Annotated in this window: 3 protein-coding genes; all 3 read left to right on the top strand. The window is 66.5% G+C overall.

The window, feature by feature from the left end:
- The first annotated feature begins 22 nt into the window (after window positions 1-22).
- From HU752_RS23545 to HU752_RS31850, 3 genes are read left to right on the top strand one after another with little or no spacing between them, the layout of a single operon-like run.
- On the top strand, window positions 23-6,580 hold the full coding sequence (locus HU752_RS23545; RefSeq protein ID WP_437182282.1) for a non-ribosomal peptide synthetase: 6,558 nt from the start codon (window positions 23-25) through the stop codon (window positions 6,578-6,580).
- Window position 6,581: 1 nt separating this feature from the next.
- The gene (locus tag HU752_RS23540) at window positions 6,582-14,519 is read left to right on the top strand and encodes a non-ribosomal peptide synthetase (protein WP_186687546.1); all 7,938 of its coding nucleotides are present in this window, start codon (window positions 6,582-6,584) and stop codon (window positions 14,517-14,519) included.
- 15 nt (window positions 14,520-14,534) lie between these two features.
- Window positions 14,535-25,106, top strand: a complete 10,572-nt coding sequence (locus HU752_RS31850) for a non-ribosomal peptide synthetase (protein WP_186687543.1) — start codon at window positions 14,535-14,537, stop codon at window positions 25,104-25,106.
- Window positions 25,107-25,177 lie beyond the last annotated feature (71 nt).

Below are 25,177 nucleotides of genomic sequence, written 5' to 3'. Positions count from 1 at the left end.
ATTTTTTGAGAGGGAACAAGGCGTGCAGGAGTTAATCGAGTCGGTAGGGCAACTTTCGGCGATGCAGCGAAAGGGGTTGGCCACTCTGCTCAAGCAGAAGGGCATCAACCTGTTCGAGATCGCGCCGGTGTTCAAGCGTGCGGCTGATGAGCCGCTGCGCCTGTCCTACGCTCAGCAGCGCCAGTGGTTCCTCTGGCAATGGGCGCCGCACAGTGCGGCGTACAACATTGCCATGGCCCTGCGCCTGCAGGGGCGGCTCGATGTGACCGCGTTGCAGGGCAGCCTGCAGGCTCTGGTAGCGCGTCACGAGCCCCTGCGCACGGTGTTCACCGAGACCGACGGCCAGCCGCTGCAGGTGGTGCTGCCGAGCGGGGCGTTCGAGCTGCCGGTCGAGCGCCTGGCCGCGGGCGAGGGTGACGCGCGGGTCCAGGCGTTCGTGCTCGAACACAGCCAGGCACCTTTCGATCTGCGCAAGGGGCCGTTGATGCGGGCCGCGCTGTTGCGGGTGGCGGACGACGAGCACGTGCTGGTGCTGACGCTGCACCACATCGTCGCTGATGGCTGGTCGCTGCAGGTGATGATCGAGGAGCTGGTGCAGTGCTACCAGAGCCTCAGCCAGGGCCTGCCTCTGGAATGGCCGGCCCTGCCGATCCAGTATGCCGACTATGCGCTGTGGCAGCGTCACTGGATGGAGGCGGGCGAGCAGGAGCGCCAACTGGCCTACTGGCAGCAGGCACTCGGTGGTGAGCAGCCGGTGCTGGAGCTGCCGACCGACCATCCTCGTCCCGTGTCCCGCAGTTTTGCCGGGGCGAGCTGCAACCTGACCCTGGACCTGGCGCTCAGCGACGGGCTCAAGGCCCTGGCCCGGCGCGAGAGTGTCAGCCTGTTCAGTGTGTTGCTCGCGTCATTCCAGGCCCTGTTGCATCGCTACAGTGGCCAGGCCGATATCCGTGTCGGCGTGCCGGTGGCCAATCGCGAACGACCTGAGGTCGAGCGCCTGATCGGCTTTTTCGTCAATACCCAGGTGCTCAAGGCCGAGGTCGACGGGCAACAGTCCTTCGAGCAACTGCTGCACCAGGTCTGGCTGACGGTGCAGGAGGCCCAGGCCCACCAGGACCTGCCCTTCGAACAACTGGTCGAGGCCCTGGAGCCGGGTCGCAACCTGAGCCACAGCCCGCTGTTCCAGGTGATGTTCAATCACCAGGCGCAGAGCCGGCTCAAGTCCGGTACCGACCTGGACGGCCTGCGCATCGAGCCGCTGCAGTGGCAAAGCCAGACCGCCCAGTTCGACCTGGTGCTCGACACCCACGAGCAGCCCCATGGCATCGAGGCGGTATTCAAGTACGCCACCGACCTGTTCGAGCCGGCGACCGTAGAAGCCTTGCTGCAGCACTGGGCGAGCCTGCTGCGGGCGATCGTCAGTGATCCGCGCCAGCGTATCGCCGAATTGCCGCTGCTGGACGCCACGCAACAGCAACAGGTGCTGGCGCGCTGGAACCCGGCACCGCAGGTGCACCCGGTCGGGCGTTGCCTGCATCAGCTGATCGAGGAGCAGGCCGAACGGCATCCGGACGCCGTCGCCGTGCTCTGCGCCGGTGAGCGACTGACCTATGCCGAGCTCAATACCCGGGCCAACCGCTGGGCCCATCGGCTGATCGCCCGTGGGGTGGGCGCCGATGTGCTGGTGGGGGTTGCGGCCGAGCGTTCGCTGGAGATGATTGTGGCCCTGCTCGCGGTGCTCAAGGCCGGTGGTGCCTACGTGCCGCTGGACCCGACCTACCCCGAGGAACGCCTGCGCTACATGATCACGGACAGTGGCCTGAAGCTGCTGCTGGCCCAGGGGCATCTGCTGGAGCGCCTGCCGGTGCCGCTGGATGTCGAGTGCCTGGACCTGGGGGCCACTGACGTGGAGGGCCGGCAGGACAACCCGCTGGCGCGGGTCGACGTCGATAACCTGGCCTATGTGATCTACACCTCCGGTTCCACCGGCAAGCCGAAGGGCGCGCTGCTGCCCCACCGCAACGTGCTGCGCCTGTTCGACGCCACCCAGCACTGGTTCGGCTTCGACAGCCAGGACAGCTGGACGCTGTTCCATTCCTACGCCTTCGATTTCTCGGTCTGGGAAATCTTCGGTGCCTTGCTCCATGGCGGCCGGCTGGTCGTGGTGCCGCACGAGGTCAGCCGTTCGCCCGAGGCCTTCCACGCGTTGCTGTGCGAGGAGCGCGTGACGGTGCTCAACCAGACGCCCTCGGCCTTCAAGTCGCTGATGGCGGTAGCGTTGGCATCACCGCGTGAACTGGCGCTGCGCCAGGTGATCTTCGGTGGCGAGGCCCTGGAGGTGCAGAGCCTGCGCCCCTGGTTCGAGCGCTTCGGCGAGCACTCGCCGACCCTGGTCAACATGTACGGCATCACCGAGACCACCGTGCACGTGACCTATCGGCCATTGTCGCTGGCCGACCTCGACCAGGCGGCGGGCAGCCCGATCGGCGAGCCGATCGTCGACCTGTCCTGGTATCTGCTGGATGACGCACTGAACCTCACGCCAACGGGCTGCATCGGCGAGTTGTATGTTGCCGGTGCGGGCCTGGCGCGCGGCTACCTGAACCAGGCGGGGCTGACGGCTACGCGCTTCGTCGCCAACCCCTTCGACCCGCAGGGTGGGCGGCTCTATCGCACCGGCGACCTGGCGCGCATGCGCAGCGACGGGGTGATCGACTACATTGGCCGGCGCGACCAGCAGGTCAAGATCCGTGGTTTCCGGATCGAACTGGGTGAAATCGAATCGCGGCTGCAGGCGCATGACCAGGTTCGCGAGGCTGCGGTACTGGCCCTGGACGGGCAACTGGTGGCCTACCTGGTGGCGAGCGATGCGACCCTGCTGGCCGATGCCGAGCGCCAGGCCGCGCTACGCGTGGCGTTGCGCGACGATCTGAAGCTGCACCTGGCCGACTACATGGTTCCGGCCCACCTGATGCTCTTGCCGGCACTGCCGCTGACCGCCAATGGCAAGCTCGACCGCAAGGCCCTGCCGGCCCCCGACACCGCGCTGTTGCAGCAGGCCTATGTCGCGCCGCGTAGCGCGCTGGAGCAGCAACTGGCGGCGATCTGGAGCGAGGTGCTAAAGGTCGAGCGGGTCGGCCTGGGCGACAATTTCTTCGAGCTGGGTGGGCATTCGCTGCTGGCAACCCAGGTGATCGCCCGCGCGCGTCAGGCCCTGGGCATCGACGTGGAGCTGCGCAGCCTGTTCGAAACCCGCGACCTGGCCGCCTTTGCCGCCAGTGCCGGGCAGGGGGACGGCACGTTCGCGCCGGCGTTCGTCGCCGCCGATCGCCAGGCACCCCTGCGCCTGTCCTATGCCCAGCAACGCCAGTGGTTCCTCTGGCAACTGGAACCGGACAACAGCGCCTATCACATTCCTGCCGCCCTGGCTCTCAACGGTCGCCTCGATGCGCCGGCACTGCGCCGCAGCTTCGAGGCCCTGGTCGCACGTCACGAAAGCCTGCGCACCACCTTCGCCCAGCAGGATGGCGAGGCGGTGCAGGTGGTGCATCCGGTGGCGAGCTTCGAGCTGCCGATCGAGCTGCTGGAGGGCGCTGACAGCGCATCCCTGGCGGCCCGCATCGACCACGAAGTGCTGGCCCCCTTCGACCTGCAGCAGGGGCCGTTGCTGCGTGCCCGCCTGTTCCGCCTTGGCGAGGAACGCCATGTACTGGTGGTGACGCTGCACCACATCGTGTCTGACGGTTGGTCGATGCCCATCATGGTCGATGAGCTGATCGAGGCCTATGTGGCCTTCAGCCAGGGCCAGTCGCCGCAGTCCAGGCCGCTGCCATTCCAGTACGCCGACTATGCCCAGTGGCAGCGTGACTGGATGGAAGCCGGCGAGCAGGCACGGCAACTGGCCTACTGGCGTGACCAGTTGGGCAGCGACCAGCCGGTGCTGGAACTGCCGACCGACCGGCCTCGACCTTCGTTGCAGAGCCATGCCGGTGCCCGTACCCAGGTCGAGCTGGATCGTGCCCTGGTAGAGGGACTCAAGGGTATGGCCCGGCGGCAGGGTGTGACCCTGTTCATGCTGCTGCTGGCCTCGTTCCAGGCGCTGCTGCATCGTCATTCGGGACAGAACGACATCCGCGTTGGCGTGCCGGTGGCCAACCGCAGCCGGGTGGAAACCGAAGGTCTGATCGGCTTTTTCGTCAATACCCAGGTGCTGCGTGCCGAGTTCGACCTGCACACCCGTTTCGACCAACTGCTGCAGCAGGTCAAGCAGGCGGTCCTGGGTGCCCAGGCTCACCAGGACCTGCCCTTCGAGCACCTGGTGCAGGCCCTGCAACCGGAACGCAGCCTGAGCCACAGTCCGCTGTTCCAGGTGATGTACAACCACCAGACCGAACTCAAGGGGGCCGTGCGACCGCTGCCGGGTCTCGAGATCGAGGCGCTGGACAGCGGCAGCCCTACCGCCCAGTTCGACCTGACCCTGGACACCTTCGAAAGCGAGGATGGCCTGCGTGCGGCGCTGACCTATGCCACCGCGCTGTTCGACGCGGACACCATCGAGCGCCTGGCCGGGCATTGGCGCAACCTGCTGCAGGCCCTCGTCAGCGGCGGCGTGGAGCAGGCGGTCGCCGAGCTGCCATTGCTCGATGCCCGGGAAACGCAGCGCGTGCTGCAGGACTGGAGCCGGATCGAGGGTCACTACCCGGCCGAGCAGTGCGTGCATGAACTGATCGAGGCCCAGGCGCGGCGCACTCCCGATGCGGTGGCGCTGGTCTTTGGCGAGCTGCAGATGAGCTACCGCGAGCTGGACGGCCAGGCCAACCGTCTGGCCCACAAGCTGCGGGACATGGGCGTCGGTCCGGAAGTGGCGGTGGGGATCGCGGTCGATCGCGGGCTGGACATGGTGGTCGGGCTCCTGGCGATCCTCAAGGCCGGGGGTGCCTATGTACCGCTGGACCCGGAGTTCCCCGAGGACCGCCTGGCCTACATGATGCAGGACAGCGGCATTCGCCTGTTGCTCAGCCACAGCCCGTTGCTGGCACAACTGCCGGTGCCGGCGGGATTGCCGGTGTTGTGCCTGGACCAGGCCGCGGACTGGCTGCGGGGTTACGACGAGCAACCACTGCCAGGCCTGGCCCGGTTGCACAACCTGGCCTATGTGATCTACACCTCCGGCTCCACCGGCAAGCCCAAGGGCGTGGCTATCGAACACCACGCCCTGAGTGCCCACTGCCCGGTGGCGATCGAGTATTTCCGCCTGGTGCCGCAAGACCGCGTGCTGCTGTTCTCCACCCTGAACTTCGATGGTTTCGTCGAGCAGCTGTTCCCGGCACTGTGCCGTGGGGCGGGCGTGGTGGTGCGGGGCAACGAGGTCTGGGACAGCACCACCTTCCAGCGTGAGGTACTGCGTTCGGGTATCACCGTGGCGGACCTGAGCACGGCCTACTGGTACCTGCTGGCCCAGGACTTCTGTCGCCTGGGGCTACGCGACTTCGGTGCGCTGCGCCAGGTCAGCGCCACCGGCGAAGCAATGCCGGCCGAGGGTATCAACCTGTGGAAGCAGGCGGGTCTCGAACACATCCGCCTGCTCAACACCTATGGCCCGACCGAAACCACCATCACCGCCAGCTACCTGGAATGCGCGCCCTACGTGCGTGGCGAGCTGCCCCGGCCGGTGCTGATGCCGATCGGCCGGCCGCTGGGCGCGCGGCGCATGTACATCCTCGACGCGGCGTTCAACCCCGCGGTGCAGGGTGGCAATGGGGAGCTGCTGATCGGCGGCGCGTTGCTGGCTCGTGGTTACCACCAGCGGCCGGCGCTGACCGCCGAGCGTTTCATCCCGGACCCGTTCGACGAGCAGGGTGGTGGCCGGCTGTACCGCACCGGTGACGTCACCCGCTATCGCGACGGGGGCCTGATCGAGTACGTGGGGCGCATCGACCACCAGGTGAAGATCCGTGGCTTCCGTATCGAGCTGGGCGAGATCGAGGCGCGCCTGCAGGAACATGCACAGGTTCGCGAGGCCCTGGTGATCGATATCGATGGACCGTCCGGCAAGCAGCTGGCGGCCTACCTGGTACCGCACGATCCGGCGCTGGCCACGGCGGATGCCGCTACCCGGCAGGCCCTGCGTGGACAACTGCGTGACTACCTCAAGGCGGGCCTGCCGGACTACATGGTCCCGGCTCACCTGCTGGTCCTGGCGCAGATGCCCATGACCCCCAACGGCAAGCTGGACCGCAAGGCACTGCCCAAGCCGGACCCGAGTCTCTGGCAGCAGGACTACGTGGCACCGCGCAACGAGCGGGAGCAGCAACTGGCCGCGATCTGGGCCGAGGTACTGCAGGTCGAGCGGGTGGGACTGCACGACAACTTCTTCGAGCTGGGTGGCCATTCACTGTTGGCGGCCCAGGTGATCTCCAGGATTCATTCGAGTCTTGGCGTCGACATTCCTCTGCGACTTATTTTCGAGAAACCGCAATTGAACGAATTTTCCCAAGCATTTGAAGACGCAGGCCTGGCCCTGACCGATGACGGGCTGTCCGACATCGAACGCATGATGAACGAAATGGCGGAGGCCTGAGATGGACAAGACCACAGCACAACGGATTGCCCAGCGCTTCGTCGGCCTGCCGCTGGAACAGCGCCGCCAGATCCTGCAGAAGATGAGCGAGACCGGGCAGAGCTTCAAGCTGTTGCCGATCGCCGAGACACGCCATGATGTCCCGCGGATTCCGCTGTCCTACGCCCAGCAGCAGATGTTGATCCTCTGGCAGCTGGACCCGGAAAACAGCGCCTATAACGTGCCGATGGCGGTACGCCTGACGGGAATCCTGGACGAGGCGGCGATGGGCCGGGCCCTGGCCCTGCTGGTGCACCGCCACGAGGCCTTGCGCACCCGCTTCGTCTCGGTCGAGGGCGAGTTCCACCAGGAAGTCCTTGACGAGTCGCAGGTGCTCCTGCAGCGCGTGGACATCGCCGTTGAACCTGTCGAGACCCGCGAGGCGCGCCTGCAGGCGCGGGTGGCGGCCGAACTGGCCACCCCCTTCGACCTGCTGCTGGGGCCGTTGCTGCGGGTTCGGCTCTGGCGCCTGGACGAGCATGAGCACGTGCTGACCCTGTGCATGCACCACAGCGTCTCGGACGGCTGGTCGGGCGAGTTGCTGGTGCAGGAGTTCATCCGCTTCTACCTGGCCGAAGTCAGCGGCCAACCGGCAGGGCTGGCGCCGTTGCCGATCCAGTACGCCGACTACGCGATCTGGCAACGTGCCTGGCTGGAAGCCGGCGAGGGTGAGCGCCAACTGGCCTACTGGAAGCAGCAACTGGGCGAGGAGCAGCCACTGCTGGAGCTGCCGCTGGACCATGAGCGCCCGGCGGTGGCCAGTCATCGTGGGGCCATCGTCCACGCCAACCTGCCGCCGCAACTCTCGGCCCAGCTCAAGGCCCGGGCCCGGCAGAATGGCCAGACCGTCTTCATGCAGGCCCTGGCGGCCCTGGCCGTGGTGCTGGCACGCAGCAGTGGCCAGGCGGACATCCGCATCGGCGCGCCGAATGCCGGACGCAATCGCGAGGAACTGGAAGGGCTGATCGGCTTCTTCATCAATACCCAGGTGCTGCGCATCCAGGTGGATGAGCGTGACAGCCTCGAACAGTTGCTGGAGCAGGTCAAGCAGGTGGTCAGTGGTGCGCAGTCCCATCAGGAACTGCCGTTCGAACAACTGGTGGATGCCCTGGCCCCGGAGCGCAACCTGAGCCACAACCCGCTGTTCCAGGTCAAGATCAACCAGAACGTGCTCGCCGCACGCGGCAAAAGTGCTCCGGTACAGTCGGCCCTGAGCGTCGAGGCCTTCGCCATCGGCGTGGCCGATGCCCGTTTCGACCTGGCCCTGGACTTCACCGATACCCCGGAGGGGATCGAGGCCGAGTTCACCTACGCCACCGACCTGTTCGAGGCCGGCACCATCGAGCGCCTGGCCCAGGCCTGGCAGCAGGTGCTGGAACAGATGGTCGATGCCGCCCAGGCACCCTTGCTGGAGCAGCCAGGCGTTGCGGCCGATTACCCGGCCGCCGCCCAGGCACCGTTCCCCTGCAGCGATTTCCTCGCGCTCTGGGAGCAGGGCCTGCAGGCCGGCCATGGCAAGCCGGCGCTGCGCTGCGGGACGCAAGTGATCGACTATGACGAGCTGGAGCGCCGCTCCAACCAACTGGCGCGCCTGCTGCAGGTCGAGGGCATTGCGGCCGGGGCCGTGGTCGCGCTGTGCCAGGAACGCTCCATCGACTGGGTGGTGAGCCTGCTCGCGGTGCTCAAGGCCGGTGCGGTGTACCTGCCGCTGGATAACCGCCAGCCGGTCGAGCGCCTGCAACAACTGCTCAAGGACAGTGCCGCAGCCTTGTTGATCCACGCTCCGGGCGATAGCCTGGCGGCCGGCCTGGGTGTGTGCCCGGCGCTGGCTCCGGTCGAGGGGCAGTGGGCCGTGCAGGACGATTCGGCACTCGGCCTGGCGGTCGATCCCGAACAGCCGGCCTATATCATCTACACCTCCGGTTCCACCGGGCAGCCCAAGGGCGTGCTGATCAGCCAGCGTGGCCTGGCCAACTACGTTCAGGCGGTGTTGCAGCGCCTGCAACTGGCACCCGGCGCGAGCCTGGCGCTGGTTTCGACCATTGCCGCGGACCTGGGGCATACCCAGCTGTTCGGTGCCCTGGCCACCGGCCGGTTGCTGCACCTGATGTCCCATGAGCATGCCTTCGACCCGGACAGCTTCGCCGCCTACATGCACGAACACCGGGTCGATGTGCTGAAGATCGTCCCCAGTCATTTGCAGGGCCTGTTGCAGGCCGGTCGTGCGGCGGATGTGCTGCCACGGCAGTTGCTGATCCTCGGCGGCGAAGCCAGCAGTTGGGCGCTGATCGAGCAGGTCCGCGAACTGGCGCCGGACTGCCGGATCATCAACCACTACGGCCCGACCGAAACCACCGTGGGCATCCTGACCCACGAAGTGCATGAGCGTCTGGACGGTTGTCGCAGCGTACCGGTCGGCCTGCCGCTGGCCAACGACCGCGCGCAGGTGCTGGATGCCTACCTGAACCCGGTGGCCGAGCGTGTGCCGGGTGAGTTGTACCTGGGGGGCGCGGGCCTGGCCCAGGGCTACCTGGGGCGTGCGGCCATGACCGCCGAGCGTTTCGTGCCCGATCCCGCATCGCGCCAGGGCGAACGCCTTTACCGGGCTGGTGACCGGGCGCGCTGGGTCGATGGCCAGGTGGAATACCTGGGGCGCGCCGACGACCAGGTGAAGATTCGCGGCTACCGGGTCGAGCCGGGAGAAGTCGCCCAGTGGCTGCTGGGGCTTGCGGGCGTGGCCGAAGCGGTGGTGCTCGCACTGCCCCTGGAAAGTGATGCCACGCGCCTGCAACTGGTGGCCTACTGCGTGGCCGCGCAAGGCGCCAGCCTGAGTGGCGAAACCTTGCGCCAGCAATTGCAGGCCGGGCTGCCGGAGTACCTGGTACCGGCGCATATCCTGATGCTGGAGCGCCTGCCGTTGACCGCCAACGGCAAGTTGGACAAGCGGGCACTGCCCGTGCCGGGCGCGACCCAGCAGCGCTATGTCGCGCCGGTTGGCGAGATCGAGGAGAAGTTGGCCGCCGTCTGGGCCGATGTGCTCAAGCTGGAGCGGGTCGGCAGCACGGACAACTTCTTCGAGCTGGGCGGCGACTCGATCCTCAGCCTGCAGATCATCGCCCGGGCCAAGCGCCAGGGCATCAAGCTCAGTCCCAAGCAGTTGTTCGAGAAGCAGACCATCGCCCAGCTGGCGACGGTGGCCAAGCTGATCGAGAAGAAGGCCGCCGTCGAGGCGCCGCAACAGGTCAGCGGCGAGCAGCCGTTGTTGCCGATCCAGATGCGCTTCTTCGAAACGCAGATCCCCGAGCGCCATCACTGGAACCAGTCGGTGCTGCTCAAGGCCCGTGAAGCCCTGGATGCCGCGCATGTCGAGCAGGCACTGTCGACCCTGGTCGGGCAACACGACGGCCTGCGCCTGAACTTCGAGGAGCAGGCCGACGGCTGGCGGGCCCTCTACCGGGCGGATCAGCCCGGCGGCATGCTGTGGGTGCGCGATCTGTCGTCGTCCGCCGAACTGGCCGGGCTGCTGGACGAGGCACAGCGCAGCCTGGACCTGGCGCAAGGGCCGTTGCTGCGTGCGGTGCTGGTGAACCTGCCGGCTGGTGAACAACGCCTGTTGCTGGTGATCCATCACCTGGTGGTCGATGGTGTGTCCTGGCGCGTGTTGCTGGAGGACCTGCAAACGGCCTACACGGCCATTGCCCAGGGCCAGCCGCCCTTACTGGCGGCCCGTAGCAGCTCGCTCAAGACCTGGGCCGAGCATTTGCACCAGCATGCGCGGAGCCCGCTGATGGAGCAGGAGCTGGCCTACTGGCAGGAGCAGTTGCGCGGTGTGAGTGATACCTTGCCCTGCGACCGTCCCGACGGCGGCCAGCAGCGGCGCCATGTCGCCTCCGTGCAGACGCGGCTGGGCGCCGAGCTGACCCGGCAGTTGCTCCAGCAGGCCCCTGCGGCCTACCGCACCCAGATCAACGACCTGTTGTTGACTGCCCTGGCGCGGGTCATCAGCCGTTGGACGCGGCAGCCCGATGCGCTGATCCGCCTTGAAGGGCACGGTCGTGAAGACCTGTTCGAAGGGCTGGACCTGAGCCGCACCAGCGGTTGGTTCAGTACCCTCTACCCGGTCCGGTTGAGCCCCGAGGATTCGCTGGGTGGCTCGATCATGGCCATCAAGGAACAACTGCGTGCGGTGCCGAACAAGGGCATCGGCTACGGCCTGTTGCGCTACCTCGGTACGCCGTCGGCGCGCCAGGCCCTGCAAGGCCTGGCCGAGGGCAGCATCGTTTTCAACTACCTGGGCCAGGTCGAGCAGGGCGGTGATCGCGACAATGGCTTGTTCCAGCTCGCTGGCGAGGACAGCGGCCAGGGCCAGGACCAGGCCGCACCGCTGGGCAGCCTGATCAGCATCAATGGCCAGGTACAGGGCGGCGAACTGGAGTTGCACTGGGAGTTCAGTCGCGAGGTCTTCGACACGTCCACCCTGCAGCACCTGGCCGACGAGTATGCCCGGGAGCTGGAGGCGCTGATCGTCCACTGCGCCGCAGGTGCCGGCCAGGGCGTGACGCCATCGGACTTCCCGCTGGTTCGCCTGGGTCGTGAGCAACTGCAGCGCCTGCCGGTGGCAGCGCGGGACATTGCCGATATCTATCCGCTGTCGCCGATGCAGGAAGGGTTGTTGCTGCACACCCTGCGCGAAGCCGGTTCGGGCATCTACCTGATGCAGTACTGCTACCTGATCGACCATGATATCGACCGTGAGGCCTTCACCCGTGCCTGGTGCACGGTAGTCGAACGGCATGAGGTGTTGCGCACCTCGTTCTGCTGGGATATCGGCGACACGATCGTGCAGATCGTGCGGCGCAATGTCGCCCCGGATATCCGCTTCATGGATTGGCAAGGCGTGGACGCCGCCGACTACGAGGCCCGCCTGAATGCCGAACTGAGCGCCGAACTGCAACAGGGCTTCGACCTGGCCGGCGAAGTACCGTTCCGCCTGCGGCTGATCCAGCTGGGGCCGCAACGCTATGGTTTTGTCCTGAGCAATCACCATATCCTGCTCGATGCCTGGTGCCGCATGGGGATCGTGGCGGAGTTCTTTGAACTGTACGCGGCCGAGGTCGAGGGTCGTACCACGCACCTGCCGCTGCCACCGCGCTACCGGGATTTCATCGCCTGGCTGCAGGGGCACGACGAGCAGGCTTCCAGGACATTCTGGGAACGTGAGCTGGCCGGTTTCGAGCAGCCGACCGCCTTGCCGTTCGACCGGTTGATCAGTCGCGATGCCGGGACCTCGTCGACCGGTGACTGCCTGACGCGTCTCAGTGACGAACAGACCCGGCAGTTGTCCCGGATCGCCCAGTCCAGCCAGCTGACGCTCAACACCCTGGTGCAGGCGGCCTGGTCGGTGGTGCTGCACCGCTACAGCGGTGATCGCGACGTACTGTTCGGGGTCACGGTTTCCGGGCGTCCGGTGGAGTTCCCCGAGATGCAGGCCACGGTCGGGCTGTTCATCAACAGTATTCCGCTACGCGTGCGGATTCCCGGCGCGCAGAACCCGCAGACGGTCAAGGCCTGGCTGCAGGGGTTGCAGGAACACAACCTCGAGTTGCGCGAGCATGAGCACCTGCACCTGGTGACCATCCAGGGTGGCAGCGAGGTCGGCAAGGGCCAGGCGCTGTTCGACAGCCTGTTCGTGTTCGAGAACGCGCCGATCGAGGACAGCATCGGCGAACAGGCCGATAGCCTGAAGATCGAGTCCGGTTCCTCGCGGACCCACACCAACTATCCGATCACCGTGGTGATCTACCCAGGCTCCAGCCTGGGCCTGCACCTGTCCTATGACCAGCGTCTGTTCGAACAGGCAACCGTCGAGCGCCTGCTCGTTGACTTGCGTGAGGTGCTCCAGGCGTTTGCCGAGGGTATCGAGCTGGACTTCCAGGACCTGGTGGCGACATTGCAGACGCCGCTGGCGCCGGGCAACGATGCGGGCGACACACCCGCTGGCGATCTCGACCTGGGTTATGCACAGCTGTTCCAGCGGACCGTGCAGCGGGTGCCACAGCAGGTGGCGGCGACCTGCCAGGGGCAGGGCTGGACCTACGCCGAGCTGGATCGGCACAGTACCCGCATGGCCCAGGCATTGCAGGCTGCCGGGGTGTTGGCCGACGACCTGGTGGCGGTGCTCGGTGAGCGCGGCCTGCCCCTGCTGGGCATGGTGGTCGCCGGGTTCAAGGCCGGCGCCGGTTACCTTGGGCTGGATCCCGCGCTGCCGGCCCAGCGGCTGGCGGATATCCTCACCCTCAGCGGCAGCCGTGTGCTGGTCTGCAGCCATGGTTGCCGGGAACTGGCCGGGCAGTTGCTCGCGCGTATCGACGACCAGGCCCGGCCACGGCTGCTGGTCTGGGACCAGGTGCTGGAGCAGGATGCGCCCGCCGCACCACCGGCGGCCTTGCCTCTGGTCACGGCTCGTCACCTGGCCTATGTGATCTTTACCTCGGGTTCCACCGGCCTGCCCAAGGGCGTGATGGTGGAGCAGGGCGGGATGCTGAACAACCAGTTGAGCAAGGTGCCCTACCTGGGACTGACCGAGCAGGATGTGATCGCCCAGACCGCTTCGCAGAGTTTCGACATTTCCGTCTGGCAACTGCTGACCGCCGCTCTCTGCGGGGCCCGCGTCGAGATCGTGCCTTCGCCCATCGTCCAGGACCCGGCCGCCCTGCTCAGGCATGTGGAGCAGACGGGCATCACCGTGCTCGAGGTGGTGCCGGCCCTGATCCAGGGGCTGCTCGACCAGCCCGTGGCGCGGTTGGCGAGCCTGCGTTATCTGTTGACCACGGGCGAGGCGATGGCCCCGGCGCTGGCTGAGCGCTGGTTGCGCCAGTATCCCGATATTCCATTGATCAACGCCTATGGCCCGGCCGAATGTTCCGACGACGTGGCCTTGCACCGGGTGCAGTTGCAGGACCGCGAGCGTGCCTACCTGCCGATCGGCCTGGACACCGATCACAACCGGCTGAGCGTTCTCAACGATCTGCTCGAACCGATGCCGGAGCGCGCCACGGGCGAACTGCATATCGCCGGCCTGGGAGTTGGCCGTGGCTACCTGGGCGATCCGAAGCGTACGGCACTGAGCTTTGTGCCCAACCCGTTCGGCCTGACGCCGGGCGAGCGCCTCTACCGTAGCGGCGACCTGGTTCGTCGCCGGGCTGCCGATGGCGTGCTGGAGTACGTCGGGCGCACGGACTACCAGGTGAAGATTCGCGGCTTCCGTATCGAACTCGGCGAGATCGAGGTGCGCCTGCAGCAGCATGGCGCGGTGCGCGAGGCCGTGGTGGTCGATATCGACGGCCCTGGCGGCCGGCAGCTGGCGGCGTACCTGGTGCCGAGGGACAGCGGCTGGACGGCGGACGATGTCCCGGCGTTGCGCGAGCAGCTCAAGGAGCATCTGCGCGAGCACCTGCCGGAGTACATGGTGCCGACGCACCTGGTGGTACTGGAGCGCATGCCGCTGACCGCCAACGGCAAGCTCGACCGCAGGGCCTTGCCCAAGCCGGACGTCAGCTTGTTGCAGCACCACTATGTGGCGCCGCAGACCGAGCAGGAGCAGCAGTTGGCCGCTATCTGGGCTGACGTGCTGAAGGTCGAGCGGGTGGGCATGGACGACAACTTCTTCGAGCTGGGCGGGCATTCGCTGCTGGTCATGCAGGTGATGGTGCGCATTCGTGACCAACTGCATGTCGAGGTCTCGCTCAACGAGTTGTTCGAGCTGCCGGTGCTGGCGGACTTCAGTTGCGCGGTCCGGCAGAAAACCGGTCAAAGTGACCAGGCACAGGATGAATTGGCTAAATCGCTGGCTGCCCTCAAACGTCTTACTGCGGAGGAAATCGATAATTTGATCGCATAGCGGGAGAACATCAAAGTGCAAGAGCTGCTCGACTCCGTAAAATCGCTGTCCATCCGCGAGCGCAAGGCGCTCTCGGCGTTGCTCAAGCGACAAGGGGTGAACCTGTACGGGGTGACCCCGATTTTCAGGCGGGAGTCAGAGTCGTCTTCGGCGCTGTCCTACGCCCAGCAACGCCAGTGGATTCTCTGGCAGCTGGAGCCGGGCAGCGCCGCCTACAACATCCCCACGGCCCTGCGCCTGAAGGGAAGCCTGGACACCGAAGCCCTGCGACGCAGTTTCGAGGCGCTGATCCGGCGCCACGAAACCTTGCGCACGACCTTGCGCGAGGACGCCGGGCAGGTGCTGCAGGTGATCCATCCGACCGATGTTTTCACGCTGGCGCCGGAGCGCCTGGCGACCCCGATCAGCGAAGACCTCGACGAACAGATCCGCGCTTGCGTGGAGGACGAAGTGCAGCGGCCCTTCGACCTGGAGCAAGGTCCCCTGCTGCGGGTTCGGCTGCTGCAGATCGCCGAACAAGACCATGTACTGATCCTGACCCTGCACCATATCGTTTCCGATGGCTGGTCGATGCCGATCATGGTCGACGAACTGGTCCGCCTGTACGACGGTTTCCGCCAGGGCCGCGAGGTCGAACTTGCCGCCTTGCCGATCCAGTACGCCGACTACGCCCAGTGGCAGCGCGACTGGATGGAGGCGGGCGAGCAGGAACGCCAGCTCGGCTACTGGAAGGGCCAGTTGGGGGGCGAGCAACCGGTGCTGGAACTGCCCGTCGATCGACCGCGCCCCTCCCACCAGAGCCTGGCCGGACAAAGCCTGGCCATCGATCTGGCGCCGCAACTGGCCCAGTCCCTCAAGGCCGTTGCCAGGCAGCAGGGCGTGACCCTGTTCATGTTGCTGCTGGCATCGTTCCAGACCCTGTTGCACCGTTATTGTGGGCAGACCGACATCCGCGTTGGCGTCGCCATTGCCAACCGTAGCCGCGTGGAAACCGAAGGGCTGATCGGCTTCTTCGTCAACACCCAGGTCCTGCGGGCCGAGATCGATGCCCAGGCACCTTTCAGCCAGTTGCTGCAACAGGTCAAGAAAACCGCACTCGATGCCCAGGCCCACCAGGACCTGCCGTTTGAGCAGTTGGTGGAGGCCTTGCAGCCGGAGCGCAGCCTGAACCGTACGCCGCTGTTCCAGGTGATGTACAACCACCAGACCCAGGTGCGTGGCGAGGCACGCGAACTGGCCGGTTTGCGTGTCGAGGGCTTGTCCTGGGAAAAACGTACCGCGCAGTTCGACCTGACCCTGGACACCTTCGAAAGCGACGAAGGCCTGGGAGCGGCCTTCACCTATGCGAGTGACCTGTTCGACCCCGCGACCATCGAGCGCCTGGCCGGGCACTGGCGCAACCTGCTGCAAGCCATCGGCCGGGATCCGCAGCAGCGTATCGCCGCGCTGCCGATGCTGGACGCGGCGCAGCAGCAACAGACCGTCAAGGCCTGGAATCCGGCCCCTGCGGCCTACCCGGGCAGTGCTTGTGCGCATGAATTGATCGAGGCCCAGGCCCTGAAGGCGCCGGATGCAGTGGCAGTGACCCATGGCGCCAGCAGCCTGACCTATGGCGAGTTGAACCGTCGTGCCAACCAGCTGGCGCACCATCTGCGCGCCTGTGGCGTCGGGCCGGATGTGCTGGTGGGGCTGGCGGTGGAGCGGGGCCTGGAGATGCTGGTCGGCCTGCTGGCCATCCTCAAGGCCGGGGGGGCCTATGTGCCTCTGGACCCGGATTACCCCGAGGATCGCCTGGCGTACATGATCCAGGACAGCAACATCCGCCTGCTGCTGACGCAAAGCCACCTGGCCGGTCGCCTGCCGGTCCCCGACAGCGTGCGCAGCCTGTGCCTGGACCAGGAAGGCGACTGGCTGGAAGGTTATCCACAACAGAACCTGCCGACGCTGACCGACCCCGACAACCTCGCCTACGTGATCTATACCTCGGGTTCCACCGGCAAGCCCAAGGGCACGCTGCTGCCGCACCACAATATTCTCAGGCTGTTCCAGGCCACCGACGCATGGTTCGGGTTCGGGCCGCAGGATGTCTGGACGATGTTCCACTCCTATGCGTTCGACTTCTCGGTCTGGGAGATCTTCGGGGCGTTGATGCACGGTGGCCGCCTGGTCATCGTGCCGCGTGATATCAGCCGTTCGCCGCAGGATTTCTACCCACTGCTGCTCAGTGAAGGGGTCACGGTGCTGAACCAGACGCCTTCGGCGTTCAAGCAACTGATCCGGGTGGCCTGCGAGGCACCGCCGTCGCCTTCGCCGCTGGCCTTGCGCTACGTGGTATTTGGCGGCGAAGCCCTGGATGTTGGCAGCCTGCAGCCCTGGTTCGAGCGTTTTGGCGATCATCAGCCGCAACTGGTCAACATGTACGGCATTACCGAAACCACGGTGCACGTGACCTACCGACCGATCAGCCGCGAAGACCTGCTGCAGGCGGGCGTCAGCCCGATCGGCGAGGTCATCCCCGACCTGTCGTGGTACGTGCTGGATGCCGATTTCAACCCTGTGGCCCAGGGCTGCAGTGGTGAACTGCATGTCGGCCGTGCCGGCCTGGCACGCGGCTACCACCAGCGTCCGGCACTGACCGCCGAGCGTTTCGTCCCTGATCCGTTCGACGAGCAGGGCGGTGGCCGACTGTACCGTGCGGGCGACCTGGCCCGTTATCGGGGCGAAGATTGCATCGAATACATCGGGCGCCTGGACCATCAGGTGAAGATTCGCGGTTTCCGCATCGAGCTGGGCGAAATCGACGCCCGGCTGCGCGAGCATGCCGCTGTCCGGGAAGTCAGCGTCATCGATATCGACGGTCCGGGCGGCAAGCAACTGGTAGCCTACCTGGTGCCGAGCGACCCGGCGCTGCTGGAGGCGGATCCGCAGGTCCAGGGCCAATGGCGGCGTGACCTGCGCGAACACCTCAAGTCCGTGCTGCCCGACTACATGGTGCCAGCCCACTGGGTCCTGCTGCGCCAGATGCCCCTGACCGCCAACGGCAAGCTGGATCGCCGGGCCTTGCCTGCACCCGACGTTGCGCAGACGCAGAAAAGCCATGTGGCCCCCGTGACCACCGTGCAGCAGCAGGTGGCGCAGATCTGGGCCGAAGTGCTCAAGATCGAGCGGGTCGGGCTGGACGACAACTTCTTCGAACTGGGCGGCCATTCGCTGCTGGCGACCCAGGTCATCTCGCGGATTCGCCAGGGCCTCGAACTGGAGCTGTCGTTGCGCGATCTGTTCGAGGCCCAGGACCTGGCGGCGTTCGTGCGCAATGTCGAGGGTGGCGGCGGCGCCCCGATTGCGGTCGCGGCCATCGAACCGGCCGACCGGACCCAGCCGCTGCTGCTCTCCCATGCCCAGCAGCGCCAGTGGTTTCTCTGGCAATTGGAGCCGGATAGTGCGGCCTACAACATTCCGGCGGCCCTGCAACTGCGCGGCACACTGGATGTCGAGGCCTTGCGGCGCAGCTTCGAGACGCTGATCGCCCGCCATGAAAGCCTGCGCAGCACCTTCCGGGAGGAGGGCGAGCAGACCGTGCAGGTCATTCATCCGGCCACAACCTTCGATTTGCCGGTGGAACGCCTGGCGCAAACCCCGGCGGCCGGGCGCGAAGCGGCCATTCGCGGTTACGTCGAGCGTGAAGCCGCGTGTGCCTTCGACCTGGTGCAGGGACCGCTGCTGCGAGTCCGCCTGCTGCAGGTGGCGGACACCGAACATGTGCTGGTGCTGACGGTCCACCACATCGTCTCCGACGGATGGTCCATGCCCATCATGGTCGACGAGCTGGTGCGCTTGTACAGCGCCTACCACCAGGGTGTGGCTGTCGACCTGCCGGCCTTGCCGGTGCAGTACGTCGACTACGCGCAGTGGCAACGGCGCTGGATGGCCGAGGGCGAACAGGCCCGCCAACTGGACTACTGGACCGGGCAACTGGGAGGCGAACAGCCGGTGCTCGAACTGCCCACCGACCGTCCGCGGCCGACCCTGCGCAGCCAAGTCGGCGAGCGCCTGGCCATCGATCTGCCGCCCGGCCTGGCCGATGGCCTGCGGGTCGCGGCCCGGCAGCAGGGGGTCACCCTCTTCGTGTTGCTGCTGGCTTCGTTCCAGACCCTGTTGCATCGCTACAGCGGGCAGGCCGACATCCGTGTCGGGGTGCCGATCGCCAACCGCAACCGGGTCGAAACCGAACGCCTGATCGGCTTCTTCGTCAATACCCAGGTGCTGCGTGCCGGGTTCACCTCGAGCATGACCTTCAGCGAGCTGCTGCAGCAGGTCCGGCAGACGGCCCTGGAGGCCCAGGCGCACCAGGACCTGCCATTCGAGCAACTGGTCGAGGCGTTGCAGCCCGAGCGCAGCCTGAGCCACAGCCCGTTGTTCCAGGTGATGTTCAACCACCAGGCCGAAGGCGCGGGCGAGTTGCATACGCTACCCGGCCTGACGGTCCAGGGACTGTCCTGGGACAGTCATGTCGCCCAGTTCGACCTGGCCCTGGACACCCATGAGCATACCGAGGGCCTGAGCGCCGCGCTGACGTACTCCAGCGCACTGTTCGACCGCTCGACCATCGAGCGCATGGCCGGGCACTGGCGCAACCTGCTGGCGGCCATTGCCTGCGGTGCCCACCGGCGCGTGGTCGAACTGCCGATGCTGGGCGACGACGAGCGCCAGCGCATCATCGTCGACTGGAACCGGAGTGAGGCCCGTTACCCGACCGATCGCTGCATTCATGAGCTGATCGCCGAACAGAGCCGTGTAACACCGCAGGCGACGGCCCTGCTGTTCGATGATGCGGACATGAGCTACCAGCAGCTGGACCGGCATTCCAACCGACTGGCGCGCCAGTTGCGGGAGCTGGGCGTCGGCCCGGACGTGCTGGTCGGCGTGGCCCTGGAACGCGGCCCGCAGATGCTGGTAGGCCTGCTGGCGATCCTCAAGGCTGGCGGCGCCTATGTGCCGTTGGACCCGGATTTCCCGGCGGATCGCCTGGTGTACATGGTGCAGGACAGCGGGCTGGCGTTGCTGCTGACCCAGAGCCACCTGGGCCTCCACCAGGCCGTGGGGGCCGAAGTGCGCAGCCTGTTCCTCGACTCGTCGCAGGACTGGCTGCAAGGGTTCAGCGACGCACCGCTGGCCAATCTGGCACAGCCGGGCAACCTGGCGTACGTGATCTACACCTCGGGTTCCACCGGCAAGCCCAAGGGCGTCGCGGTGCCCCACGGGGCGCTGGTGAACTTCCTCTTCAGCATGGCCGAACAGCCGGGTATCGAGTCTTCGGACCGGGTGTTGTCGTTGACCTCGCTGTCCTTCGACATCGCCGGGCTGGAGCTGTACCTGACCCTGATGCGCGGCGCCGCCGTGGTGCTGCTGCGTCAACAGCAGAACAAGGACCCGCAGGCCTTGCTGGAGATCATCGGCAAGCAGCAGGTCACGATGATCCAGGCGACGCCGTCGACCTGGCGCATGTTGCTCGACAGTGCACCGCCAGGCTTGCTGGCCGGCTGCCGGATCCTCTGTGGCGGCGAAGCGCTGAGCGCAGAACTGGCACAGCGGCTGATCGAGCAGGCCGGGCATGTCTGGAACGTCTATGGCCCGACCGAGACCACCATCTGGTCGGCGCGGCACTACCTGACCTCGAGCGATGACATCTGGCTCGGCCGGCCGATCGCCAACACCCGCCTGCATATCCTCAGTGATGACCTCGACCTGCTGCCGCCGGGGGCCCGCGGCGAGCTGCTGATCGGTGGCGACGGCCTGGCGCGGGGTTACCACCAGCGTCCGCGGCTGACCGCCGAGCGGTTCATCCCGGACCCGTTCGACCCGACGGGGGGCGGCCGCCTGTACCGTACCGGCGACCTGACCCTCTACCAGGGTGACGGCGTGATCGAGTACGCCGGGCGTCTGGACCACCAGGTGAAAATCCGCGGTTTCCGGATCGAGCTGGGCGAAATCGAGGCGCGGCTGCAGGAACATGCCGGTGTCCGTGAGGCCGTGGTCATCGATATCGACGGCCCGGCGGGCAAGCAACTGGCCGCCTACCTGGTGCCCGAGGAGGCGAGCCCGGCCCAGGCGAACGAGGCGGCGCAGGACGTGCTCCAGCGCGAGCTCAGGGATTGGTTGAAGGCCGGCCTGCCGGACTACATGGTGCCGTCCTACCTGATCCAGCTGGAGCGGCTGCCGTTGACCCCGAACGGCAAGGTCGACCGCAAGGCGCTGCCGGCGCCACAGGCCAACCTGTCGCAGCTCGCCTATCAGGCGCCGCAGACCCCACTGGAACAAGCCCTGGCCGGGATCTGGCAGGAGGTGCTGAAGGTCGAACGGGTTGGCCTGGGCGACAACTTCTTCGATCTGGGCGGGCACTCGCTGATCGCGACCCAGGTGATTTCCCGAGTGCGCCAGGGGCTCGATGTCGAGCTGCCGCTGCGCACGCTGTTCGAAGCCGACAACCTGGCCGGGTTCGCCGAACGGGTTGCGCAGGGTACGCTCAACCGGGCGCCTGCCCTGTTGCGCAGCGGACGTGACCGGCCGCTGGCGCTGTCCTATGCCCAGCAGCGCCAGTGGTTCCTCTGGCAACTCGACCCGGACAGTGCCGCCTACAACATCCCGGCCGCCCTGCGGCTCGAGGGGGCGCTGGATGTCGAGGCGCTGCGGCGCAGTTTCGAGGCCCTGTGCGAACGGCATGAAGTACTGCGTACGACGTTCCACCAGGACGGTGAGCAGGCGGTGCAGGTCATCCATCCCGCCGCCGCGTTTTCGCTGGCGGTCGATGCCGACGTGCAACCGGCCGGCGAGGCGGAGATCGCCAGCTACGTCAATGAGGAAATCCGCCGTCCATTCGACCTGGAGTACGGCCCGCTGGTGCGGGTGAAACTGCTGCGCCTGGCGCCGCAGACTCATGTGCTGGTGCTGACCGTGCACCACATCGTTGCCGATGGCTGGTCGATGCCGGTCATGGTCGACGAGCTGGTACAGTTGTATGAAGCCTGCAGCCAGGATCGCGAGATCGAATTGCCGGCGCTGCCCATTCAATATGCCGACTATGCCGTGTGGCAGCGGCAGTGGATGGAGGCGGGAGAGCAGCGTCGGCAGCTGGATTACTGGCAGGCCCAGCTGGGGGGCGAGCAGCCGGTACTCGAGCTGCCACTGGACCGGCCACGTCCGACCCAGCAGAGCCATGCGGGTGATCGGCTGTCGGTCGAGCTGGACGCGCAACTGGTCCAGGCCCTGAAAACCACGGCGCGCGAGCAGGGCGTCACTCTGTTCATGCTGCTCCTGGCTTCGTTCCAGACCTTGCTGCAGCGCTACTCCGGGCAGGACGATATTCGTGTGGGCGTCCCGGTCGCCAACCGGACCCGGGTCGAGACGGAACGGCTGATCGGTTTCTTCGTCAACACCCAGGTGCTCAAGGCCCGGTTCAATGCGGCGCTGACCTTTGCCGAACTGCTGCAGCAGGTCAAGAGAACCGCCTTGCAGGCCCAGGGGCATCAGGACCTGCCGTTCGAACAACTGGTCGAGGCGCTGCAACCGGAACGCAGCCTGAGCCATAGCCCGCTGTTCCAGGTGATGTACAACCACCAGAGCCAGGTCAGTGGCGAAGGGCACCAGCTGTCCGGGCTGCAGGTGCAGGGACTGGTGCTGGACAGCCATACCGCGCAGTTCGACCTCACCCTGGACACCAGTGAGCACGAGCAAGGCCTGGGGGCGACCCTGACCTATGCCACCGCGCTGTTTGACCGCAGCACCATCGAACGCATGGCGCGTCATTGGCGGGCATTGCTGGTAGCGATCGGCAGCGATGCGACCCGGCGGATCGCCGACCTGCCGTTGCTGGACGACACCGAACGGCAGCAGGTCGAGCGGCAGTGGAACCGTACCGCGGCGGAGTATCCGGAGCAGGCCTGCGTGCATGGCCTGATCGAGGCCCAGGCTACACGCACGCCCGAAGACACGGCGCTGATCTGGCGCGACGGGCGCATGAGCTACCGGCAGCTGGACCTGCGTTCCAACCAGTTGGCGCATACCTTGCGCCAGGCGGGCGTGGGACCTGATGTGCTGGTGGGGATTGCGGTCGAGCGTGGTCCGGACATGCTGCTGGGCCTGCTGGCGATTCTCAAGGCCGGCGGTGCCTATGTGCCGCTGGACCCGGACTTCCCCGGGGACCGGCTGGCCTACATGATGCAGGACAGTGGCCTGCAACTGTTGCTGACCCAGAGCCCGCTGCTGGAGCACCTGCCGCTTCCCGAGGGCGTGCGCAGCCTCTGCCTGGACCGTGAAGAACAATGGCGCGATGGCGTGGACGATGCGCCGCTGGCGAATCTGGCCCTGCCGGACAACCTGGCCTATGTGATCTACACCTCGGGTTCCACCGGCAAGCCCAAGGGCGTCGAGGTACGCCACCAGGGCCTGACCAACTTCCTCTTCAGCATGGCCAGGCAGCCAGGGATCGATGCCCGCGACCGGGTGTTGTCGCTGACTTCGCTGTCATTCGATATCGCCGGCCTGGAGCTGTACCTGCCGTTGATGTGTGGTGCCTCGGTGGTGTTGCTGGACAACGGTGGTAACAAGGACCCGCAGGCGCTGGTCGAGCTGATCGAGCACAACGCGGTCACCCTGGTCCAGGCGACCCCGTCGACCTGGCGCATGCTGCTCGACCAGGCGCCGGCCGGCCTGCTCGCCGGACGCAAGGTCCTCTGCGGCGGCGAGGCGTTGAGCGCCGAGCTGGCGCAGCGGTTGATCGAGCAGGCCGGGCATGTCTGGAACGTCTACGGCCCGACCGAGACGACGATCTGGTCCGCCGCCCATTACCTGACCGCCAGCGACGATATCTGGCTGGGCCGGCCGATCGCCAACACCCGCCTGCATATCCTCGGGGATGACTTCGAGACCTTGCCGCTGGGCGCGCGCGGTGAACTGCTGATCGGTGGTCACGGCCTGGCGCGTGGCTACCATCAACGCCCGGGACTGACCGCCGAACGCTTCGTGCCCGATCCGTTCGACGAGCAGGGCGGCGGGCGCCTGTACCGCACGGGAGACCTGACCCGTTATCGCGAGCAGGGGGTGATCGAGTACGTCAGCCGTCTCGATCACCAGGTGAAGATCCGTGGCTTCCGTATCGAGCTGGGGGAAATCGAGGCCCGCTTGCAGGAACATGCCGCGGTCCGCGAAAGCAGTGTCATCGATCTCGATGGGCCGACAGGCAAGCAGCTGGCAGCCTACCTGGTGCTCAGTGACGTGGGCGCCGAGCAGCCCTGGGCGTCGTTGCACGCACAGCTCAAGGCGCACTTGAAGGCCGGCTTGCCGGACTACATGGTGCCCGCGTACCTGGTGCTGCTGGAGCGGATGCCACTGACCCCGAACGGCAAGCTTGACCGCAAGGCGCTGCCGCTGCCGGAGGCCAGCGCGCTGCAACGTACCCATGTCGCTCCGCGGACCGAACTGGAACAGCGCCTGGCCGACATCTGGGCCGAGCTGTTGAAGGTCGAGACGGTCGGCTTGAACGATAACTTCTTCGAGCTGGGCGGGCATTCGTTGCTGGTGATCTCCCTGGTCGGCCGGCTGCGTGAGGCCTTCGATGTGACGATCAAGCTGCATGACTTCCTGCTGATGGAGACATTGGCCGACCTGGCCGACTTCATGCGCGAAGGCGAGGCGAAAGTGAAGACGCCGGTCATCGGCATGAACGGCTGCCGTACCGATAGCGCTCCGCTGTTCTGCCTGCCGCCGGGCGGTGGTGGTACCTACTCCTACTACCCGTTGGCGGGGCAACTGAAGGACAACCGGCGAGTCTACGGGCTGGTCAACAAGAGCTATGTGGTGCCGGGTTGGTTCGACCGCTCATGGGAAGAAATGGTCGGCTACTACGTCCAGCAGATCCGCCAGACCCAGCCTGAGGGACCCTACAACCTGCTGGGTTGGTCCCTGGGTGGCGCCCTGGCGATCGAAGTGGCGCATGTGCTGGAGCAGGGTGGCGACCAGGTGAGCTTCCTCGGCCTGGTGGACACCAGCCTGCCGGCGGCACTGCAGGTCTTTGCGCCCGAACAGGAGCCGGCGCCGGATGCCGCAGCACCGGAGCAGAGCCTGTTCGCGAACCTGGTCGGCAGCCTCCTGGCCTTCGTCCCCGGTGTCGAGGAACAGGCCATTGTCGGGCTGATCGAGCAGGCGCGGGCGCAGTGGACCGACGAGCAAGTGATTGCCGACTGGGTCATCGACCAGGTCGCGTTGGCCGGTGGTGTCAGTGCCGACGGCTTGCGCGAGGTCTACCGCGATATCGCCGTGCAGGATGAAATCGAGACCGGCTACCGCCTGCTGCGCACCAATGCGATCCTGAGCGAGGCTTTCACGCTCAAGCCGTTGCAGGTCAAGCCGGACTGCTGGTGGGCGGGGGCGAGCAAGACCGCCGAGGAAATCGGCGCGGCGCAGGCCGTCCTGGCGCAGCAGTGCGCGTGCAACGGACTGGCCGCCTCGACGGCGCTGGAGGAGAACCATGACAGCATCATTCTCTCCCAGGCCTTGTTGACGGCGGTGCTGGAGCGTCTGAAGTCAGTCTGACCGAGCAGGCGGGACATGAAAAAGCCAGGGCCCATGCCCTGGCTTTTTCATGTTGTGAATGGAAGTGTGGC

Origin of the sequence: Pseudomonas vanderleydeniana, assembly GCF_014268755.2 — a bacterium.
GTDB lineage: Bacteria > Pseudomonadota > Gammaproteobacteria > Pseudomonadales > Pseudomonadaceae > Aquipseudomonas > Aquipseudomonas vanderleydeniana.
Note: the sequence above shows the minus strand (reverse complement) of the source record. Positions and strands in the feature narration are given on the sequence as shown.